Raw genomic sequence first — 18,303 nt, 5'->3', positions numbered from 1 at the left:
AGAAAGACCCTCCTCCCCGGCGACTGCGGTCGGCGGGGCCGCTCCAACTTTGTCCTCCGAATGGGGTTACAGATGAATTTCTCCCGCTTCTTTGTCGATCGCCCCGTTTTTGCCGGTGTCCTTTCGATCCTGATCCTGGTCGCAGGCCTGATCGGCCTTCGCGCCCTTCCGATCTCCGAATATCCCGAAGTCGTTCCTCCATCGGTGGTGGTCCGGGCCGTCTATCCCGGCGCCAACCCGACCGTGATCGCACAAACCGTGGCAACGCCACTGGAAGAACAGATCAACGGCGTCGAGGACATGCTCTACATGTCGAGCCAGGCCACATCCGACGGCGTCCTGACCTTGACCGTCACCTTCCGCCTGGGCACCGATCCCGACAAGGCGCAGCAGCTGGTCCAGAACCGCGTCTCGCAGGCCGAGCCGAGACTACCGGCAGAAGTGCGTGCTCTGGGGGTGACGACGGTGAAAAGCTCGCCGGACCTGATGATGGTCGTCCATCTCGTGTCGACTGGCGACCGATACGACCTAACCTATCTTCGCAATTACGCGACGCTCAATATCAAGGATCGACTGGCCCGCATCGACGGCGTCGGCCAGGTCCAGGTCTTCGGCGCAGGCGACTATTCGATGCGCATCTGGCTCGACCCGCAAAAAGTCGCCGAACATGGTCTCGCGGCAAGCGACATAACCAATGCGATTGCCCAGCAGAATGTCCAGGCAGCCGCCGGAACGATTGGCGCTTCGCCGTCGCTTCAAGGTGTCGACCTGCAGCTCAACGTCAATGCCAGAGGCCGGCTTCAGACGCCGGAAGAATTCGGCGCGATCGTCGTGAAGACAGGCGCGAACGGTGAAATCACCAGGCTCGCGGATCTGGCACGCATCGAACTCGGAGCGGCCGAATATTCACTGCGCTCGCTGCTCGATGGCGAGCCCGCCGTCGCCATTCCGATCTTCCAGGCCCCAGGCTCGAACGCGATCGCGATTTCCGATGCCGTGCAGCAGACGATGAGCGACCTGCAGCAGGCCATGCCGGACGGCGTGCGCTTCGAGATCGTCTACGACACGACGGAATTCGTCCGCTCCTCGATCGACAAGGTCGTCGACACGCTGCTCGAGGCGGTCGCGCTGGTCGTGCTCGTCGTCATCATCTTCCTTCAGACGTGGCGCGCCTCCATCATTCCGCTGATCGCCGTCCCGGTCTCGATCATCGGCACCTTCGCGGTCATGTATGCCTTCGGCTTCTCGATCAACGCACTCACGCTGTTCGGTCTCGTGCTCGCGATCGGCATCGTCGTCGACGACGCGATCGTGGTCGTGGAAAATGTCGAGCGAAACATAGAGAACGGGCTTTCGCCCCGGGAAGCCACCTACCGCGCCATGCGGGAAGTGTCCGGGCCGATCATCGCGATTGCGCTGGTTCTCGTCGCGGTCTTCGTGCCGCTTGCTTTCATCACCGGCCTGTCCGGCCAGTTCTATCGTCAGTTCGCCCTGACGATCGCGATCTCGACGGTGATTTCGGCGATCAACTCGCTGACCTTGTCACCGGCCCTGGCCGCACTTCTCCTCAAGGACCACAAGGCGCCCAAGGACCTGGTGACCCGGGTCATGGAACGCTCGCTCGGCTGGTTCTTCCGCGGCTTCAACCGTGCCTTCGGTGCCGCATCGGCGGGCTACGGCCGCAGCGTCGGCGGCCTGCTCGGCCGCAAGAGCGTGGTCATGATGATCTATCTGGCGCTGGTCGCGGCAACCTACGGCATGTTCAGCACAGTTCCGGGTGGCTTCGTGCCGGCCCAGGACAAGCAATACCTGATCGGTTTCGCGCAATTGCCTGACGGCGCCACCCTCGATCGAACGGAAGACGTCATACGCCAGATGAGCGACATCGCGCTCGAACAGCCGGGCGTCAAGAATGCGTTGGCCTTCCCGGGCCTGTCCATCAACGGCTTCACGATCGGCTCGAATGCCGGCATCGTCTTCGCCGTCCTCGACGATTTCGAAGAGCGTAAGGATCCATCGCTGTCGGGCGGCGCGATCGCTATGGCTCTGAACCAGAAATATGCGGCAATCGATGGCGCCTTCATAGCCATGTTCCCGCCACCGCCGGTGAACGGACTGGGCTCGACGGGCGGCTTCAAGCTGCAGATCGAGGATCGCGCCGGCTTCGGCTATGAAACGCTCGACGAGACGACCAAGGCCGTTCTGGCCAGGGCCTACCAGACGCCGGAACTCGCAGGCATCTTCTCGAGTTTCCAGGTCAACGTGCCGCAGCTCTTTGCGGATCTCGACCGCGTCAAGGCGCAGCAGCTCGGCGTCGCCGTGACAGACGTCTTTCAGACCCTGCAGATCTATCTCGGCTCGCTCTACGTCAACGACTTCAACGCCTTTGGCCGGACCTACAGCGTTCGCGTCCAGGCGGACGCGCAATATCGTGCCAAGCCCGAAGACATCGGCCAATTGAAGGTCCGCTCTCAGAGCGGCGAGATGATCCCGCTTTCCGCCCTCCTCAAGGTTGAGGCATCAACCGGTCCAGAGCGGACCACGCGCTACAACGGCTTCCTCGCAGCCGACATCAATGGCGGCCCCGCCCCGGGCTTCTCGTCCGGCCAGGCCCAGGCAGCAATGGAAAAGATCCTCCAGGAAACCATGCCGACGGGCATTGATTTTGAATGGACCGATCTGACCTACCAGCAGATCTTGGCCGGCAATTCGAGCATCGTGGTTTTCCCGCTCGCTTTGCTTCTGGTCTACCTCGTTCTAGCCGCGCAATATGAAAGCCTGACGCTTCCGCTTTCGATCATCATGATCGTGCCGATGGGCGTTCTCGCCGCCCTCGTGGGCGTCTGGTATACGGGGGGCGACAACAACATCTTCACCCAGATCGGCCTTGTTGTCCTTGTCGGCCTCTCGGCGAAAAACGCGATCCTGATCGTGGAGTTCGCCCGGGAGCTGGAATTCGAAGGACGCACGCCCGTCCAGGCGGCGGTGGAAGCGAGCCGACTGCGGCTACGTCCGATTCTCATGACGTCCATGGCCTTCATCATGGGTGTCATTCCGCTCGTCATCTCGACGGGTGCCGGTGCAGAAATGCGCTCCGCCATGGGCGTGGCCGTTTTCTCGGGCATGATCGGGGTCACGTTCTTCGGCATATTCATGACCCCGGTCTTTTACGTCCTGGCCCGCCTCCTCTCCGCAAACAGGCCACTACGACAGCACGCAGAGCCGGAAATCGCGGGGCCAATCCTGACCGAAGGACACTGACACCTGCCTGCATCGTTAGACCAGCCGTCCCTCCCTAAAGGGTGGCTGGTCTCGAAATTCGGGCCGTTGTATTGATAAAAAGCCGCATAGTGAGCCCAAACGTCCCGGTGGATGGCCCAGACGGACTTGCTGAGCGGCCCCACAACCGCTATGCGATCATGTCGCATAAATTCCACGAGGACATCATGGCTACTGGTATCGTAAAATTCTTCGCTCAGGACAAGGGCTTCGGCTTCATCACCCCGGACAACGGCGGCCCGGACGTCTTTGTTCATATTTCCGCTGTCGGCTTTGGCGGCGCGTTGCAGGACGGCCAGAAGGTCAGCTACGACGTTGGCCAGGATCGCAAGACTGGCAAGTCCAAGGCAGAGAACGTTACCGTTATCTGACACGCCGCTCGGCACAGACAATGCGCGACGCGCCTTGGGGGCCTCCCCTATGGCGCGTCGCTCACCCCTCAATCCATCCGGACCCGCGACGCCAGATATTCGAACAGGCGCGCAACAGCCTCAGCCCCCGGATCGCGATTGCCTTCCAGCTGCCTTGAATTGACATAGGCAGCCCGGCCCGCTCTGGCCCTTCCCATCCTTGCCGTGTCATCAGCCCCTTGACGTGCAGCCTTGGCCGCAGCGTCAAAGCCATCCGCAAGCCCGTCGAGAGCCGGTGCCAATGCATCGATCATGGTCCGGTCGCCGACACCCGCACCCCCTATTTCCTGCATCCGCGAAAGCCCCGCCTTCAAGGCATCACGCATCGGCAAACCGCTCGATGCACCGTCACCGGCAGCGGCAAAGAAGATCGCCAGGAGTACGCCCGAAGAACCGCCCATGGTCTGGCTGAGCTCAAGGCCGATCGCCCGCAGCAGTTGGGTATGATCGGACAGCGGCAGGCGATCCGTCGCGCTGATCAGTGCACGCGCAGCCCCGGCCAGCGTCGATCCCGTATCCCCGTCGCCGGATTTTGCGTCGAGCGCATTCAGATCCTGTTCTGCTGCGATCATCACCTCGCAGCAGTCGGTCAGGAAGTCGCGCGTCGGCTTGTGGTTCGATGCAAGCGGCATCACGGGCTTCAGTCCGTCTGGAAGCGCGACGACAGAAACCGGATTGATCTTCGAAAGCCCGGGCCAGGCAGATGGTCCGACCGGCATCGCGAGGCAGGCGAGATCCTCCTCGTCGGCCGGATAGAGCGAAATCGAGAAACCACGCATGTCGAGCGAGGTCATCATCGCGGCCGGCCCGACGACGTGACCGACATGCACCCCGATCTGCGACCGGATGAGCTCATGGGTCAGGACGGACATTTCGAGGACAGAAGTCCCTCCGAGATTGTTGATCAACGCCACATGGCTGCGCTCACCCACGACCGCTTCGAGTTTCTGGGCAACTGCCACCATGGCCGACTGCGCACCGGAAAAATCAACCTGCTCGACACCCGCCTCGCCATGAATACCGAGCCCAAGCTCCGCCATGCCCTTGGGAATGCGATCTTCTTTCGGCGAGCCTGGCACCGTGCAGGTATCGAGCGACATGCCGATGCTCTTCGTACCTGCGATCACCCGCCTCGCAGCCTTGGCCACGGTGTCGAGATCCTTGCCATTCTCGGCAAGCGCACCTGCAATTTTGTGCACGAAGAGCGTGCCCGCGACGCCGCGAGCCTGCGGAAGATCTGGAAGGGCGATATCGTCGTCGACGATGACCATCTCGACATTTAGCCCGAAAGCGCGCGCGCGCTCTGCGGCAAGGCCGAAATTCAGGCGATCGCCCGTATAGTTTTTCACGATCAGCAGGCAGCCCGCCGGGCCAGTGACGGCCAGAATGCCGGCGAGAACCGCGTCGACACTGGGCGACGCAAACACGTCGCCGCAGATCGCAGCCGTCAGCATGCCAGCCCCGACGAAACCTGCATGGGCGGGTTCATGACCCGAGCCGCCGCCAGACACGAGTGCAACCCGCGACTTGTCCCAGTCGGCGCGAACGACGACACGGATATGCGGGTAGCCATCGAGACGGGCAAGCGGCACGCCTGCCGTTGCAAGCAGCCCTTCGAGGGCCTCGACGACGACGTCTTCCTTCTTGTTTATGAACTGTGCCATGAGGAGCTCCTTATGCGCATCGCATGCCGTCGGCATCGAAATAGAGGGGATCAACGGGTTCTATTCTGACGATGTCGCCTTCACTGAGCGCCGTGTGCGGATCGGTGACGGTGACAATCGGATGGCCGCGGAAAAGCAGGTGAAGCCGTGTCTGGTCGCCGAGGCGTTCGACCCGGTTGACGAAGCTCTCCTCGCCCGCCCCCTGCCGGATGTGCTCCGGGCGCAACCCCATGCTGACAGCCGATCGGGGCGCAGCCGGGAAAAGGCTGGCCGGCAGCACATTGATCCGTGGCTGTCCCAGTCTCTGGGCGGCGTGAAGGCTTACGGGCCGTTCATAGACATCACGCGGAGACCCGAACTGCACCAGCCGCCCCTCATGCAGGACGCCGATATGGGTTGCCATGGTCATCGCCTCGATCTGGTCATGGGTGACGTAGAGCAGGGTCGCGCCCGAATTGGCCTGGATGTTCTTCAGCTCGATCCTGAGGTCTGACCGGAGCTTCGCATCCAGGGAGCTCAGGGGTTCGTCCATGAGGTAGATCTGCGGATTGCGAACCAGCGCCCGACCGATCGAGACGCGCTGCATCTCACCGCCGGAAAGGGCCGTGGCCTTGTTGTCCAGCTTGTGGGAAATCCGGAGCATTTCCGCGACCGCGTTCACCTTCGAAACGATCTCCGCCGCAGGTGTCCGCAGAAGCGGCGACTTCAGCGGAAAGGCAAGGTTCTCCCGAACCGTCAGATGGGGGTAAAGCGAATATTGCTGGAACACCATGGCGACGTTCCGCTCCGCCGGCGTCATGCCGTCCACGAGCTTGCCGCCGATCCGGATCTCGCCTTGATCGGCGGCTTCAAGCCCCGCGATCAACCGCAGCGTCGTGGTCTTTCCGGCTCCCGTCGGACCGAGCAGGACGACGAAGGAACCGTCCGGCACGGTCATCGAAACATCATCCAGTGCTCGCTTCGTACCGAAGGACTTGATGACGGAGTTCAGGATCACTTCAGCCATGACGGAGCACTCCCTCATTGCCCTCTGAAACCAGGGCATGGCCACGCGCACCAGCGAAGATCGTCAGCGTACGCGGATTGAATTCGAGACCGACCGTTTGCCCTTGGGATACCTTGTCGGACGAGGAAATTCGTGCCTTGATGGTGCCATTGGCCGTCGCCAGGGTCACGATCTGGGTCGTCCCCAGATATTCCGTCGCGATCACCTTTGCCCGGTAGCCGGAGGCATCGCTGAAACGAACATGCTCCGGCCGAACGCCGAGCGTAAGCTTGCCTTCCGCCCCCTGACGCTGCACGGGAACGGCAATTCGCTGACCATCGAGCATGACGTGATCACCACCGATCCCGATCATGCCTTCGAATTCGAGGAAGTTCATCGAGGGGGACCCGATGAAGTCGGCGACGAAGCGGCTGGCCGGCCAGTCGTAGATCTGCTGGGGCATTCCAAACTGTTCGACGACACCATGGTTCATCACCACGATCTTGTCGCCCATCTGCATCGCCTCCAACTGGTCATGAGTGACGTAGACGGTCGTGGCCCCGATACGGTCGTGCAATGCCCTAAGTTCCTCGGCCATGTGCTCGCGAAACTCCGCATCCAGCGCCCCGAGCGGCTCGTCCATGAAAAAGGCCTTCGGCCGGCGCACGATGGCGCGCCCCAGCGCCACCCGCTGGCGGTCGCCACCCGACAGTCCACCCACCGGCTTATCGAGAATATCCTCGATCTTCAGTATCCTGGCGATTTCCTCGACCCGCGTTCTGACCTCACCCTTGGAAACGCCCTGGCTGATCAGCGGATAGGAAATGTTGCGCCGGACGTTCATGTGCGGATAGAGCGCGAACATCTGGAAGACGAAGGCGATATCGCGCTGGCTTGCCGGCTTCATCCCGACTTCCTCGCCATCGATGAAGATCTCACCGCCGGTCGGCAGTTCGAGCCCTGCCATCATCCTGAGCGTCGTTGTCTTGCCACAGCCGGACGGGCCGAGCAGCATGAAGAACTCTCCGTCCTCGATGGTGAAGCTCGAAGACTGCACGGCGGTGAAGGCACCGAACTCCTTGCGCAGGTTTTGGATTCTGATCTGCGCCATTATTTACTCCGGGAAGTGGCTGACGATGACGAACATCACCGTGCCCAGCAACGTCACGACAAAGGAATAGCTGTAGAGAACGAGTGCGAAGGGCTGCATCATCATGAACACGCCGAGTCCGATCAGGAATGAGGCGACCAGTTCCCATTCGTTCCGCCGAAACCGGCAGAGTCTTTCGATAAAGCGGGTCATTTGCGAACAGCCCCGAAGGTGATGCCGCGAAGCAGATGCTTGCGCAGGACGATCGTGAAGACGACAACCGGCACCAGAAAGAGCGTGGCGCCGGCGGCAACGGCCGGCCAGTCCTGACCACTCACGCCGATGATGGTCGGAATGAAGGGCGGTGCAGTCTGCGCCGTGCCCGATGTCAGGAGGACGGCAAAGGCATATTCGTTCCAGGCAAAGATCAGGCAGAAGATCGCCGTGGATGCGATGCCGGTCACGGCCTGGGGCAAGACGACCTTGTAGAAGGCCTGGAAGCGCGTGTAGCCATCGATCAGGGCCGCCTCCTCGTATTCGATCGGTATCTCGTCGATGAAGCCCTTGAGCAGCCAGACCGAGAGCGAAAGGTTGACCGCGGTATAGAGCAGGATCAGGCCCGCATGCGTGTCGCTCAGACCGAGCGACCGAAACATCAGGAAGATCGGGATGGCCACCGCGATCGGGGGCATCATGCGGGTCGACAGGATGAAGAACAGGAGATCGTCCTTCAGCGGCACCTTGAAGCGGGAGAAGGCGTAAGCCGCAGCCGTCCCGAGCACGATGCACAGGAATGTCGAGCCGAAGCCGATGACGACGGAATTGTAGAAGCGTTCCCCGAAGCGCGATGGCCCCGCGATCACGAGCCCATCCTTGCGCACGAGACGTTCATACCAGGTCGTCGGCTCACCGAGCGCCTGGAGATCGGCCTCCGAGAGGCGTGTCCGTGTGGTGAACAGGTTCACATAACCTTCCAGCGTCGGTTGGAAGAGAAGCTTCGGCGGATAGGCGATCGAGTCGGACGGGCTCTTGAACCCAGTCGCGATGATCCAGACCAGCGGCATCAGGGTGACGATGGCATAGAAGACCACGAGTGTGCCGGCCAGCCACTTCTGGCGCTTGGAGGGTTCGGTGACGGAATAGCTGCTCATCGCTCTTTCACCTTGTTCAGAGCCTTGACGTAGATCGATGCCAGACCAAAGACCGTGACGAAGAGGATGACCGCATAGGCCGAGGCATAACCGGTCCGCCACTTCTCGAAGGCCTCACGCTTGAGGTTGATCGAGGTGAGCTCGGTGATCGAGCCCGGACCACCGCCCGTCAGCTGGACCACGAGGTCGAACATCTTGAAGTTCTCAATCCCGCGAAACAGGATGGCGAGCATCAGGAAGGGCAGCACCAGCGGTATCGTGATTGTCCAGAACTGCCGCCACTTGCTGGCGCGGTCGCATTCGGCAGCCTCGTAGATGCTGTCCGGGATGGAGCGCAGCCCCGCCAGGCAGATCAGCATGACGAAGGGTGTCCACATCCAGGTATCGACGATGACGATCGCCCAGGGGGCCAGCGAAACATCGCCGATCATCGAGAAGCTCGACGGATCCACGCCCGTGACGAAGGCGACGGCGTAATTGAAGAGGCCGATCTGCGGCTGGTAGAGGAAGGTCCAGAAATTACCGACGACGGCAGGGCTCAGCATCATCGGCAGAACGATGATCGTCGTCCACAGATCGTTCCCCTTGAACTTCTTGTTGATCAGATAGGCGAGTGTAAAGCCGATCATCACCTGGAGCGCGATCGTCCAGAACAGGAAATGCGCAGTCGCCTGCATTGTCAGCCAGATGTCGCCGTCGGTCAGGATCCGCTCGTAGTTTCTGAAACCGACGAATTCCGGCGCCTCGTTCGGCCGGTTGACCCGGAAATTCGTGAAGCTCAGGCGAACCGTCCAGATGAGCGGAAAGATGTTGACGGCGAGCAGCAGAAGGATCGTCGGTGTCACGAAGATCCAGGCGATCGCCCGATCGGACAGGCCCGTGGCACGCCTCGCGACGGGATCTGGTGTAGCACGCGCAATCCGGTCGATGGCGCTCTCGGACATGGGATGGCCTCTCCGATATGAAACTTGGCGAACGGGCGGCGCTCTAAGCCCCCGAAGGTCCGGACCGCCCTCCGGCGGTCCGGCTGGAGCCCTCATTGGAGAACTCCGTCCCGCACCTGCGGCTCAGAGTTTACCTTCGTCCTCGAAGACCTCGGTCCAGTCCTTCACCAGCCCGTCAAGCGCTTCCTTGGACGTGCCCTGGCCCGCCACGACATAGTCGTGGAAGCGCTTCTGGGATGCCTGGAGGAGGGAGGCGTAGGACGGCTCCGCCCAGAAGTCCTTCACGATCGCCATGGAGTCGAGGAAGGTCTGGGCATAGGGCTGGCTGGATGCGAAGCCCGGATCCTCGACGACAGAACGCAGGGCCGAATAGCCACCCAGCGACCACCACTTGTTCTGGATTTCCGGCTGGGCGAACCACTTGATGTATTCGAGCGCCGCATCCTGCTTCGACGACGCCGCGACCACCGAGATACCCTGCCCTCCGAGCTGCGCGAACTGCTTGCCATCGGGACCGGCCGGATTGGGGAAATAACCCGACTTGTCGCCACCGACATTGGCGTCGGCATGGATACCCGGCCAGATGAAGGCGAAATTCATCTGCAGTGCCACCTGGCCGGACTTATAGGCATCGATGTTCTCGGACATATAGGTGTCCGAGGAGCCGGGCGGCGTGCAGCAGTCGTACAGGGTCTTGTAGAATTCGAGGCCCGCGATGGCGGATGGCGAATTGACGAAACCTTCCATGTCGTAGGGCTTGTCGGGGTTCTGATATTCGAAGCCGAAGGAATAGAGGACGTCCATCGCCCCCATGGTGATGCCCTCCGAGCCGCGCTCGGTATAGATGGCAGCACCATAAACGGTCTTGCCGTCGATATCGCGACCCTGGAAGAATTCGCCAATGTCCTTGAGCTCGGCAAAAGTCTTCGGCACGGCGAGATCGCGGCCGTACTTCGTCTTGAACTCTTCCTGAAGCTCGGGGCGCGAGAACCAATCCTTGCGATAGGTCCAGCCGACCACGTCGCCGAATGCCGGCAGCGCCCAGTAGTTCGGTGTGCCCTTCGGCCACTCGGCATAGCCGACCACGGTCGCCGGGATGAAGTTGTCCATCGTGATCCCTTCCTTGGCGAAGAAATCATTGAGCTTCACATACTGGCCGTTTTCGGCGGCACCACCGATCCACTGGCTGTCGCCGATCAAGAGGTCGCAGAGCTTGCCGCCCGAATTGAGCTCGTTGAGCATGCGGTCGGCAAAATTCGGCCACGGCACGAATTCGAACTTCATCTTGTGGCCGGACTTAGCCTCGAAGTCCTTGCTGAGTTCGACAAGCGCATTTGCGGGATCCCAGGCGGCCCAGCAAAGGGTCAGATCCTCCGCTTTGGCGCCGCCTGCACTGGACAGACCGGCAAGCAACAAGGTCGCCAGTGCGACGGATGATTTCAGGAATGCAGGCTTCATGACGTTCTCCTCCCATTGCGAAACAGCGACCTCCATCGCGTTTCGTCCAACGCCCCCAAAGGGCCCAACACAAGATGCGCAGTCCTCCGGTCGGTCCGCTTTCCTCCTCCGGCGCCGACAGCGAGCCATGGCCGCGGCAGGATCTGCCAGCCTCCATTCAACTCTGTGGATGATATAATTGAGGTGCGCACCTCAAAGCAAGTTAATTTTGAGGTGCGCACCTCATTTTCTTGCTTTTCGTTTGAATTTGCTGGAGAACTCTCCGCAGGCGGCTGCCTTGCCGCATGCGGATAATGACATGAGACCAACAGCCAGAGATCTTGCGGAAGCGGCAGGCGTGAGCCTTGCCACGGTCGATCGCGTGTTGAACGACAGGCCGAATGTCAGTGAAAAAGCCGCACGCAAGGTCAATGAAGCCATCGAGCGACTGGGCTTCATCCGCAATCCAGCCGCGGTCAATCTGGCCCGAAACCGGATCTATCGCTTCTGTTTCGTGCTCCCCCATGCAGGCGACCAATACCTCACGGAGCTGCTGACCCAGGTGGACAAGGCCCGCGATGCCATGCGCGCCGACCTGACAGACATCGATGTGATCCAGGTACCTGCCTCCGATCCCCACGGGATCGCGAGAAGCCTCTCACGGCTGACGAGCAACGAGGTCGACGGGGTCGCCATCATGGCGCCGGAATCGCCCCAGGTCCGCGACGCAATGGCCCGCCTTGTCGAGCGCAACATCAAGGTCGTCCAGTTCCTGTCCGGCCAGGAACGCCTGCCTGAAGCAGACTTCGTCGGCATCAACAACTTTGCCGCAGGCGCCACCGCCGGCAAGATCATCGGCCGCTTCCTGGGTGGCCGCACGGGCAAGATCATGGTCGTTGCGGATACGATGATGGCCCAGGACAGCATCGAGCGCCGACTTGGCTTCGACAGCATCATCAACCAGCAGTTCCCCGATCTTGTCTCCCTGCCCTCGCTCGAAACCTATGGCGACGAAAAGCGCGCAAAACAGGTCATCCGCCGCCTTCTGGAGAACCATCCGGATGTCCGCGCTGTCTATGTCCTGAGCTCGGAAGCTAGGGCACCGCTGATCGCCATCGAGGAAGTACAAGACCCGCGCGCCTTGACGATCGTGGTTCATGAACGCACGCCATTCAGCGAGGAAGCGCTGAAGGATGACCGGATCGATGCCATCATCGCACAGGACCCGAGCCATGCCGTAAGAAGCGCGATCCGCATCATGCGGGCAAGGCTCGAACAGCGCGAACTGATCGCATCCCAGGAAAAGATCCGCATCGAGGTTCTGCTCAAGGAAAATCTCTGAACCGGCCACCATGGCATGGCAGCGCTGATACCATCCGACTTCGGATTGAGAAGAGACGGAGTTGCATTCCGTCCAACGCTATTTCGGAAATCCATACTTCTCTGTGATGTGCCAAAAGGATTGGTTGATCCTGATCAGGGAACGGATGCTCTCGCGGATGCGCTCGATTTCCTGATCGTCGAGCTCCTCGATCTTGCCGTATTTGATGTCGTCCCGGCCCTCGAAGATGCGCATCGACTGGGTCAGTCCGCGGCCGCTATCCGGGTCAAAAGAATAGATACAATGATTGTATTTGTTGCGAAGTTTGGCCTCATCGGACAGACGCTTGGTTGAATCCAGCACGTCGGCACGACAGTCCGCCGGTGTCTTCTGCATCTTGGCCAGGCGCTCGACGAGATCAATGCGCGCGCGCGGCGTATTCAGCGTCAGAAAAATGACAATCGCGGTCTCCTTGTCCGATTGAGCAAGGCCGGCGATCATGTGGATCAGGAGACTTTCGGTATTGGTCCAAGTGTAGTTCAGCTGCCCGACCAGCAGCAGCACATCCTGAAATCTACGCATCGCCGCCGGAGGCCGGATTGCTGCCCGGCCTTTGAACATAGCCGGAGCTTGAACCGCCACCCTCCCTGTCCCTGTGTTCAAAATAAAGCGCGACGGCTTCCGTTCGGTTGTGCACGCCGAGTTTGGTGATGATATTATGGATGTGGATCTTGACCGTGTGTTCCGACACACCGAGTGCTGCAGCAATAATCTTGTTCTGGTTGCCCAGGGCGATCCTGGCGAGGATCTCGTTTTCACGCTTGGTCAACTGGTGCATGATCTTGCCTTGCACTTCCCGCACAAGCTGCGGCTTCGTCCCGTCTTCCGCGCTGCCACCTTCGTTTCGCCACCGAATGCCGTCCTGATTGCGATAGGCAATCGACGGAAAATAGGTCCCTCCCCTCAGGATGATCCGCAGCATTGAAAGCAGAACATCGAGACTGACGTTCAGCGGCAGGACGCCCTGGACATGGCTGGTGTCGATCTGATGGAACCGCTCGACGCTGCCGCGCAAGTCACTGTCCGTGACAATTGCGATGGCGGCAGACGGATGCTGGGCAAGCAGCTCAGTGGCACACTCGCTCAACTCGTGCAAATGAAGCAGATCGACCAGCAAAAGCCGCAGCGGAATATCGAATTCTTCCAGAGCCGATTGCATGCTGACACTTTGGGAGACCCTGAGAAACGGGAATTCTCTTTGGATAGCCGCAGCCATCGCCCCGGAAATAACATCCGGTGGACCAACATACAGAAGTGTTCGAAGATTAGGCATCGCCTCCAGGGAAGCCACCAAATCCGCGCCACCGCTCCCGACGTGAGGCGCAAGTTGTTTCATGCAGCATGCCTCCCCGAAGTACAATCACAGCGTGCGCAAGAAGGCGCAATCTCCGTTGCTTTAGAAAAAGGTAAACCAAACCGCATCTGTTGGGAATAGTCCGAACGATCTAATGGGCGCCCACCTAGACACCATGAGCAAGAACAATCTTACCGCTTGAAAAAATGAAGCGCATTTTTCGCCAAGGAAACAAGCACAAGTCTAGATCATCTACACAAAACGAGGGAGATTCCGGCGAGGAAATACGCCTTTTGATCCCGTTTCAGGGCAAAACATCAGCGCGGTCATTGGCGATCCGCCCCACATAAGACATCATGGAGACAACTTTTTCATGCAGGCGCCAGAGCAAGAAACAACCGTGAGCAGAACAATTCGAAAGCTGTTTCATTCCGAACCAATATCGCGACAAGGCGACATCGACGACATATAAGAAAAGTAGTTTTCAAATGCATCGATAGTCTAGTCCAAGCCCAACAATGCTGCGCCGCACATTACTAGCTCCATCTATCAGCTTATATTCTGGCTCCGACAAGGACAGACTTGGTTTCGAGGCGGCGACCTTTTTGTTCGCATAGGGCATTCCACTCCAAAACATGGCCCGAACGGGGATCGACGTCTCATCACCGCAGTCAGGAGGAGCACTCTTCACATCGAGAACCGCCCCAATGGCGACATCGAGAGTGGCCTCGTGAGCGAAACTGTCTTTCAACCGCAGATCAATCCGGAATTCGCATGTAAAGACCGTATAGAAGATGAATAACGGTCAAGCAGTCGCGGAATCCGATGATGGAGGATACGACTATGGGTAAGCCGAAGAATAACTTTTACGATCATGACGACGACAACAGTCAGGATCAGGAACAGTCCGAAGCGCAGATCCAGGCCCAGGCCCAGCTTGAAGCTCAGGCACAAGGCCAGGGTCAGGGTCAGGGTCAGCACCAGTCCAGCGAGTCCGAAAATCTCAACGGCAATGGCAATGGCAACCTGAATGGCAACGGTAACGGTAACCTGAACGGTAACGGCAACCTGAATGCCAATCTCAACGTCAATGAAAACATCAGCACCACAACCGTCACGGTCGGCGTCACACTCGATGCCGGGCTCGAAAGCTATTTGCCCAGCGACGATGATTTCGCCGATATCGATGTGTCCGGGGGTTCATCGGTCGAAGGCCTGTTCAATGTCCAGTTCAAGGACATCATGAACGAGGCTCTCGATGGCGACGGCAATGACAGCGGCAATGTCTTCAACCAGATCGCCAATCTCCAGGACAATGACAAGCTGGAAGAGGCCGAAGTCAAGAATGATGCCAAATTTACGGTGAATGCCAAGGCCAATGGCGGCTTCGCCAAGGCCGAAGAAGGCATCAACGGCGGCGGTGGAGGCGGGAACGGTGGCGGCAATGCCGACGCCGACGGCGGCGACGGCGGCAATGGCGGCTTTTCGCTTGGCGGCGCAGCGCTTGGCGGCATCGGGCTCGGCGGCCTGGCACTCAGCGGCGCTGAGGGTGGCGAAGGCGATGGCGGTGATTCCGACGGCGGCGAAGGTGATTCCGGCGGTGCCGACTCCGGCGCGGCACTCGGCGGCATCGGTATCGGCGGTGACGGCGGCAATGGTGCGGCAGGCGTCGGCCTCGGCCTGGGGCTCGGACTGGGTCTGGGAGCCGGCCTTGCTCTCGCAGGTAGCGGCGCAAGCGGCAACAACGGCACCGGTGCTGGCGGTGCAGGCGGCTCTGGCGGTGATTCCGAAGGTGGAGACGCGGACGACGCCGGTGACAGCGAAGCCACAGGCGGCGAAGGCGGAAACGGCCTCGGCCTGTCGCTGGGCTTGATCAATCCGATCCTCATCGACAATGAAGGTGGCAATGCCGGAGGCGGCGGCACCGGTGGCAGCAATACCGGCGGCGCAGCAACGGACGGCGGCGCCGGTGGTCCCGGTGGTGGCAGTGGCGCAGCAACCAATTCCGGCAATGGCGGCGGCGGCGGCGATGCCGGTGGTCTCGGCATGGGGCTGGGTGCCGGCAATGGCACCGGTCTTGGTGCCGGCGGTGACGGCGGCGCGGGTGCGGCTGGCAATGGCGCTGGCGGTGCTTCCGGCGCAGCGACCAGCGGCGAAGCATGGGGCGGCGACGCTTGGGCTGGCGGTGGAGATGGCGGTGCGGCTCTCAGCGGCGCATGGACATCCGGCACCGGTGGCGGCGCGGTCGGCGGCTGGGCACAGGGCGGCGATGGCGCATTCGGCGGCGCGGGCGGCAGTGCGTCCACTGGTTACGGTGGCGCAGGCGATGGCGGTTCCTGGGGTTCGGCCAATGGTGATGACGGTTATGTCACCGGCAGCAGTTCGGCAAGTGCCGACGCTGGCATCGACACCAGTGCCTTCAACCAGCACATCGTCATGGGCGCCAACCTGCAGCAGAACGCCATCGACATGACGGTAGTCGGCGGCAGCCTGACCAGCACGGTCGTGGGCGAGGACGGCGACGACGGCGTGTAAGCCTGGATCGCACAGAGCCACAGAACACACACAACAGGGCTGCGCAGGCTTCCTGCGCAGCTCCTTTATGCCGCATGACGCGCAGTCTTGACGGCACTGCAGGAACAAGGAGTTACGGCCTTGACGACGATGGACAAATTCACCGAAGAGATCAGCCACTTCATCGGCTTCTTCCATATCAGCCTGGAGAATGCTCGGGCTCGGGAGGCCTACACCGAATTCGCCGTCACAAGGGCTCAGTTCGAAGTCGAGAAGCTGCCGGTCCACACGAGCGAGTTCGGAGCGCCCTTCGATCTCCTGGGATTCGATCCTTCTTTCGGCTACCGTTCCCCGGCGCCTGATCACTGGTATGTCCCGACCAGGCTCGTTGACGCACCGCCCGTCCCCGCCGACAGAACGGTCGGCTATGCCATGGATGGCCGCCCCCTTCCCGATTTGTTCAAGGATGCTGCCGGCACCCCGATGAAGACGGCGCACTCCTTCTCGCAAGAGATCGACCCGCCAGGATCGATCGTCAACCATTTCAGCCAAGCCATCAGCCTGTCCGATGACGACTATTTCGGCGTCGGCGGACATGGGCTCGCCTTCAATCCTGACACCGTCGATGACGCCGCAGTCCTCGGGGGGTTCGAAGAGGCTTCCGCTCTATCGCCTCTCGGCAACTTCGCGCGTGCCGGCTCGAGCGAAGACCTGATCGGCGTAATCGAGACAGTCATCGAACAGCTCGAGGATGTGCCAGCCGACCATGACGCCATCCAGCTACACATCAGCGCGACGTCGATTGACGGCATCTATGTCAACGGCGAACTGGTCGAGGAGACCCCGGTAATCGAGGACTATCATACCTTCGACGATGACGAGAGCGGTGAGGAAGAAGACGTCGACGACCAAAGCGTCAACACCTGGATCTCGGATGACGGCACAGTCGTGATCGATGCTTCGGTGGAGGTGCATACCGGCGGCAACACCTTGATCAACAATGTCGTGCTGCAGAACATTTGGACCGGCGCCACCATGACCGTGGTTGGCGGTGACCATGTCGAAGCGAACGCGATCGTTCAGATCAACGCACTATGGGACGCCGACGATATCAGCGCAGCGGTCAGTGGTTGGACGAAGGACGCTTCAGCGAACGAGATGTACAACATCGCAACGTTCGATCATCTGGACACGTCCAATGGTTCCACGTCCGACGCGAGCGGCGCTGATGGCTATCCGGCATTCTGGGCCGTCACCGAGATCCATGGCGACCTGATGATCGTCAACTGGCTCGAGCAGATCATCTTCATGACTGACGATGACGTCGGCATTATCTCCTCGTCGGGGGTCACCACAAGCGTGATCGCCGGTGACAATTTCGCCGTCAATCACGCTTCGGTCTTTGAACTGGGCTTCTTTTACGATCTGATCATCATCGGCGGCTCGATCTACGACGCGAACATCATCCACCAGATGAACGTCCTGTTCGACAATGATCTTATCGGCGCAACGGCTGATTTCCAGACATCGGGCGAAGGCTCGTTTTCTTCATCCGGCAACCTGCTCTGGAACGAGGCCCGCATCGGCACGATCGGTGACGCCGACCGTTTCGACACTCTGTCGCAGGACCATGCCGACACCCTGGCATCCTTCGCTGATGGCAATGGTACCGTCGCGCCGGAACTGCTGTCCGATGAGGCTTTCGCGGGCCTGCAAGGTTTGCGGGTACTCTATATCAGCGGCGACCTGATCAACCTGCAATACATTCGTCAGACGAACATCCTCGGCGACAGCGATCAGATCGCGCTGGCGATGGATGCAATTTCACCCGATCTCGATGCCACCTGGACGGTCGAAACAGGATCCAACGCGCTTATCAACAATGCCACGATCATCGATCTGGATTCGGTGGGCAAGACCTATATCGGCGGAGAACAGTATTCGCAGGAAACGCTCTTTCAGGCTGAACTGATTACGTCGCATCCCGATTTTGGCAACCCGAACCCGGATGCGCTGGTCACTGAAGCGGTGCTTTTTCTCGATGATTCCATGCTCGACCAAGGCGATCACTCGCCGACTTACGATGCCTCGTGCCTCCCGTCAGATTACGACGGCCAAACGGGTGATGGCGTCAACAGCATGATTGGCCATTGA

At 60.3% G+C, this 18,303-nt stretch carries 14 protein-coding genes; 5 read left to right on the top strand and 9 right to left on the bottom strand.

The window, feature by feature from the left end; genetic code table 11:
- The first annotated feature begins 72 nt into the window (after window positions 1-72).
- Window positions 73-3,261 (top strand): efflux RND transporter permease subunit, encoded by a 3,189-nt coding sequence (locus E9677_RS23695; RefSeq protein ID WP_136560532.1) that lies wholly within the window; start codon window positions 73-75, stop codon window positions 3,259-3,261.
- A gap of 185 nt (window positions 3,262-3,446) precedes the next feature.
- Entirely contained in the window at window positions 3,447-3,650 is a 204-nt protein-coding gene (locus E9677_RS23690) for a cold-shock protein (protein WP_136560531.1), read from the top strand.
- A 68-nt stretch (window positions 3,651-3,718) separates the two neighbouring features.
- Here the strand turns inward: E9677_RS23690 and E9677_RS23685 are convergent, their stop codons facing one another.
- From E9677_RS23685 to E9677_RS23655, 7 genes are all read right to left on the bottom strand, one after another.
- A complete protein-coding gene (locus E9677_RS23685; protein WP_136560530.1) occupies window positions 3,719-5,353 on the bottom strand; it encodes a dihydroxyacetone kinase subunit DhaK in 1,635 nt (544 codons plus the stop codon).
- A 10-nt stretch (window positions 5,354-5,363) separates the two neighbouring features.
- On the bottom strand, window positions 5,364-6,359 hold the full coding sequence (locus tag E9677_RS23680; protein WP_136560529.1) for an ABC transporter ATP-binding protein: 996 nt from the start codon (window positions 6,357-6,359) through the stop codon (window positions 5,364-5,366).
- The gene (locus tag E9677_RS23675) at window positions 6,352-7,449 is read right to left on the bottom strand and encodes an ABC transporter ATP-binding protein (RefSeq protein ID WP_136560528.1); all 1,098 of its coding nucleotides are present in this window, start codon (window positions 7,447-7,449) and stop codon (window positions 6,352-6,354) included. The genes E9677_RS23680 and E9677_RS23675 overlap by 8 nt, the downstream gene beginning before the upstream one ends.
- A gap of 3 nt (window positions 7,450-7,452) precedes the next feature.
- The gene (locus E9677_RS23670) at window positions 7,453-7,641 is read right to left on the bottom strand and encodes a hypothetical protein (RefSeq protein ID WP_112243119.1); all 189 of its coding nucleotides are present in this window, start codon (window positions 7,639-7,641) and stop codon (window positions 7,453-7,455) included.
- Entirely contained in the window at window positions 7,638-8,579 is a 942-nt protein-coding gene (locus E9677_RS23665) for a carbohydrate ABC transporter permease (protein WP_136560527.1), read from the bottom strand. The genes E9677_RS23670 and E9677_RS23665 overlap by 4 nt, the downstream gene beginning before the upstream one ends.
- A complete protein-coding gene (locus tag E9677_RS23660) occupies window positions 8,576-9,523 on the bottom strand; it encodes a carbohydrate ABC transporter permease (protein ID WP_136560526.1) in 948 nt (315 codons plus the stop codon). Before E9677_RS23660 ends, E9677_RS23665 begins: the two co-directional genes overlap by 4 nt.
- 123 nt (window positions 9,524-9,646) lie before the next feature.
- Complete coding sequence (locus tag E9677_RS23655; RefSeq protein ID WP_136560525.1) at window positions 9,647-10,981, bottom strand: ABC transporter substrate-binding protein; 1,335 nt, start codon at window positions 10,979-10,981, stop codon at window positions 9,647-9,649.
- Window positions 10,982-11,279: 298 nt separating this feature from the next.
- On the opposite strand from E9677_RS23655, the gene E9677_RS23650 reads away from it, so the two are divergent.
- The gene (locus E9677_RS23650; RefSeq protein WP_136560524.1) at window positions 11,280-12,302 is read left to right on the top strand and encodes a LacI family DNA-binding transcriptional regulator; all 1,023 of its coding nucleotides are present in this window, start codon (window positions 11,280-11,282) and stop codon (window positions 12,300-12,302) included.
- Between the two features lie 78 nt (window positions 12,303-12,380).
- Here E9677_RS23650 and E9677_RS23645 read toward each other — a convergent pair whose 3' ends face one another.
- Together E9677_RS23645 and E9677_RS23640 are read right to left on the bottom strand one after the other, a co-directional pair.
- A complete protein-coding gene (locus tag E9677_RS23645) occupies window positions 12,381-12,863 on the bottom strand; it encodes a hypothetical protein (RefSeq protein WP_136560523.1) in 483 nt (160 codons plus the stop codon).
- The gene (locus E9677_RS23640) at window positions 12,856-13,677 is read right to left on the bottom strand and encodes a response regulator transcription factor (protein WP_136560522.1); all 822 of its coding nucleotides are present in this window, start codon (window positions 13,675-13,677) and stop codon (window positions 12,856-12,858) included. The genes E9677_RS23645 and E9677_RS23640 overlap by 8 nt, the downstream gene beginning before the upstream one ends.
- 801 nt (window positions 13,678-14,478) lie before the next feature.
- Between E9677_RS23640 and E9677_RS23635 the strand changes: the two genes are divergently transcribed.
- Both E9677_RS23635 and E9677_RS23630 read left to right on the top strand, forming a co-directional pair.
- Window positions 14,479-16,170, top strand: coding sequence for a hypothetical protein (locus E9677_RS23635; protein ID WP_136560521.1), 1,692 nt, complete (start codon window positions 14,479-14,481; stop codon window positions 16,168-16,170).
- 129 nt (window positions 16,171-16,299) lie between these two features.
- Window positions 16,300-18,303 (top strand): hypothetical protein, encoded by a 2,004-nt coding sequence (locus tag E9677_RS23630; protein ID WP_235883095.1) that lies wholly within the window; start codon window positions 16,300-16,302, stop codon window positions 18,301-18,303.

The organism is Peteryoungia rhizophila (assembly GCF_004912145.1).
Lineage (GTDB): Bacteria > Pseudomonadota > Alphaproteobacteria > Rhizobiales > Rhizobiaceae > Allorhizobium > Allorhizobium rhizophilum.
This window is presented reverse-complemented; position numbering and strand designations above follow the sequence as displayed.

What these genes read in the sequence shown, in the direction of transcription:
- E9677_RS23630 (WP_235883095.1), top strand. Translation starts at nt 16,300, where the DNA reads ATGGACAAATTCACCGAAGAGATCAGCCACTTCATCGGCTTCTTCCAT.
- E9677_RS23695 (WP_136560532.1), top strand. Translation starts at nt 73, where the DNA reads ATGAATTTCTCCCGCTTCTTTGTCGATCGCCCCGTTTTTGCCGGTGTC.
- E9677_RS23665 (WP_136560527.1), bottom strand. Translation starts at nt 8,579, where the DNA reads ATGAGCAGCTATTCCGTCACCGAACCCTCCAAGCGCCAGAAGTGGCTG.
- E9677_RS23675 (WP_136560528.1), bottom strand. Translation starts at nt 7,449, where the DNA reads ATGGCGCAGATCAGAATCCAAAACCTGCGCAAGGAGTTCGGTGCCTTC.
- E9677_RS23650 (WP_136560524.1), top strand. Translation starts at nt 11,280, where the DNA reads ATGAGACCAACAGCCAGAGATCTTGCGGAAGCGGCAGGCGTGAGCCTT.
- E9677_RS23670 (WP_112243119.1), bottom strand. Translation starts at nt 7,641, where the DNA reads ATGACCCGCTTTATCGAAAGACTCTGCCGGTTTCGGCGGAACGAATGG.
- E9677_RS23645 (WP_136560523.1), bottom strand. Translation starts at nt 12,863, where the DNA reads ATGCGTAGATTTCAGGATGTGCTGCTGCTGGTCGGGCAGCTGAACTAC.
- E9677_RS23690 (WP_136560531.1), top strand. Translation starts at nt 3,447, where the DNA reads ATGGCTACTGGTATCGTAAAATTCTTCGCTCAGGACAAGGGCTTCGGC.
- E9677_RS23660 (WP_136560526.1), bottom strand. Translation starts at nt 9,523, where the DNA reads ATGTCCGAGAGCGCCATCGACCGGATTGCGCGTGCTACACCAGATCCC.
- E9677_RS23655 (WP_136560525.1), bottom strand. Translation starts at nt 10,981, where the DNA reads ATGAAGCCTGCATTCCTGAAATCATCCGTCGCACTGGCGACCTTGTTG.
- E9677_RS23680 (WP_136560529.1), bottom strand. Translation starts at nt 6,359, where the DNA reads ATGGCTGAAGTGATCCTGAACTCCGTCATCAAGTCCTTCGGTACGAAG.
- E9677_RS23640 (WP_136560522.1), bottom strand. Translation starts at nt 13,677, where the DNA reads ATGAAACAACTTGCGCCTCACGTCGGGAGCGGTGGCGCGGATTTGGTG.
- E9677_RS23685 (WP_136560530.1), bottom strand. Translation starts at nt 5,353, where the DNA reads ATGGCACAGTTCATAAACAAGAAGGAAGACGTCGTCGTCGAGGCCCTC.
- E9677_RS23635 (WP_136560521.1), top strand. Translation starts at nt 14,479, where the DNA reads ATGGGTAAGCCGAAGAATAACTTTTACGATCATGACGACGACAACAGT.